Below are 2,046 nucleotides of genomic sequence, written 5' to 3'. Positions count from 1 at the left end.
CTTTTGGGCTGAATGACGGATGTTTGTCATCATACCTGTTTTATGTTTTGGAATAGAATCTTCCTGAGATCTGCATTCTACAGGAGCTTTACAAAAGTCCATAAAGCCTTACCTTTCTGGACCCTGCCTACCCGTGGGGCTTGTTTTTTGCCACCCTCAAAATACAGGGTCCAGAAAGTAGGTCCAGGTCAATATTAAGACATATCTTTATGAACTGTACTTTATGAACGTTTAAGAACAGCTAGATGAATCAAAACCTCGGCTACGCCAACTCAGCGGACCGTCACGTCTCAATAGCTGAACTATAACATCGATATACAAGTCAAGATCTTATATACGTCTACGACCGCATTTTTCAGAAAAAGATCTCTGGACTCTTCGATCTGTATACTGTCTTTCCCCTAAGCTCACATGGATATAGTTTATTACCTGATTTACACAGGCCATGAATCATGAAAAGTTATTAAGGCGAGGACTTAAAACAGTAAGCTATGCCGGGTAGCCGTGTTATGCTGAAATAGCCTCATACAGTTGCATGTTCGCTTAAGTTGTAAGTTAAAAGAATGTAGCTGTTGAAAATCATGTGCTCATCCCATCAGTGGAGGTAATTAAAGCTGAACGCCTCATCGCCAACTCAACGGACAAGACCCTGTTCACCCGGGTAATCATGGCCAACAGCTATGAAACAGCACGGTGGGATGGCAATTGCGGTGAAATCTCTGTGTTATACTTGGAGAAATTTATATTGATTACAGTGATTTCTCCAAGTATGCCGCCTGTAATTTTAAAATTGTAGCGCAGGTATGGGCCAGGCAATTTCTCACCATCTCCAATCATCCGCATACTTCGCTCCGGGCTGTACTTGTGAACAAGGCAATGTCACGACCGCTTTTCAAGTCATCAATACTATGTCCAAGAGCTGGATATGGGACAATCTGGACTGTATTTTCCATTCCTTGGATTCCGGATTCATAGGGAAAGAGAGATGGCATTCCGTATTACTCGATTGCCCCAATCCCTTGGGCCTCTAATCTAGCAATTCCTTTTTTCATTGCCTCGATTTGCTCCAGGGAGTGGCCTTGCCAGGCAGTAACCTCACCGACTACCCTGAGGGGATGTTGTGAACGGAAGGACATGGATGGATTTCCCTTGAATTTCTGGTTGGTCAGATTCGGGTCGTCCTGCATGGGACCGGTGGGCTCAACCAGGTAGATTCTTTCCCGTCCATCGCCGCTGGCCAGCTCAGCCCCCCAAACGGCGGGATCAAGAGTGGCCGTGAAGTAGATGTATTTGGCTTTGTCCCCTTTGCCGTAGTTCGAATTGTAGCCAGCCTTCAGCAGTTGTCCGAGCCTAAGATCAGCCTTGGTTCCGTGCAGGTACGTCTGGACGAATGGGGTATGGACCGTGGTGGCCATATTGGGTTTAGCGTTGTTAATCATTGGTTATTCCTATTTGAGTTTTTCGAGGGTTTGATTGGCCAAATGCAGGGATTCATTAAGATAGGATTCTATCACCCCTCTTTCCGTATTTGAAAACGAGGCGATAATCCTTTCCGTTTCTTTCTGGAACACTTCGTATAGAGGTTTCAGAAGCGCAGTTATTTTCTCTATATCTGGGACGATGTGCACCTTCCTTCTATCGGCTGGATCCGCCTCCCTGTACACCAGTCCCCTTTTCTCAAACCTGTCGGCCAGGGCAGTCACCGACCCCGTGGTCAACCCGGTAAGTTCTGCCAGCTCACCGGCGGTCAGCCTGCCTCTAAGGAGAAAGCCCAAGTACTTGTGGTCTGTGCCGGCAAAACCCGCTTTTCTGGCTATGGCCTCATGCATTTGGACGGAAGCGTAGGCATACCTCTGACTAAGTTTTCTGATTTCCAGTATCTGATCATTTTCCATAAATTATCTTGACTATTAATTATCTTGATTGCAAAGATAATGATACAAAGTTGAATCTCATAGCCTTTATTAAATTATTGCGAAAGCCTAAACCAATAAAATATATGGACTGGCAGGCCCCATGAAATCCCGTATGTGAACTCATCAGACC

General features: G+C 45.6%; 2 protein-coding genes. Both read right to left on the bottom strand.

The features are described from left to right. Window positions 1-998: 998 nt before the first annotated feature. On the bottom strand, window positions 999-1,415 hold the full coding sequence (gene arr, locus WBQ70_RS11885) for an NAD(+)--rifampin ADP-ribosyltransferase (protein ID WP_423914464.1): 417 nt from the start codon (window positions 1,413-1,415) through the stop codon (window positions 999-1,001). Between the two features lie 33 nt (window positions 1,416-1,448). Then, complete coding sequence (locus tag WBQ70_RS11880) at window positions 1,449-1,895, bottom strand: MarR family winged helix-turn-helix transcriptional regulator (protein ID WP_423914461.1); 447 nt, start codon at window positions 1,893-1,895, stop codon at window positions 1,449-1,451. Between the last annotated feature and the right edge of the window lie 151 nt (window positions 1,896-2,046).

The organism is Flavobacterium sp. (genome assembly GCF_049590715.1).
Classification (GTDB): Bacteria; Bacteroidota; Bacteroidia; order Flavobacteriales; family Flavobacteriaceae; genus Flavobacterium.
The sequence above is the reverse complement of the archived record's forward strand: the minus strand, read 5'-3'. Positions and strand labels throughout refer to the sequence as shown.

What these genes read in the sequence shown, in the direction of transcription:
- arr (WP_423914464.1), bottom strand. Translation starts at nt 1,415, where the DNA reads ATGGCCACCACGGTCCATACCCCATTCGTCCAGACGTACCTGCACGGA.
- WBQ70_RS11880 (WP_423914461.1), bottom strand. Translation starts at nt 1,895, where the DNA reads ATGGAAAATGATCAGATACTGGAAATCAGAAAACTTAGTCAGAGGTAT.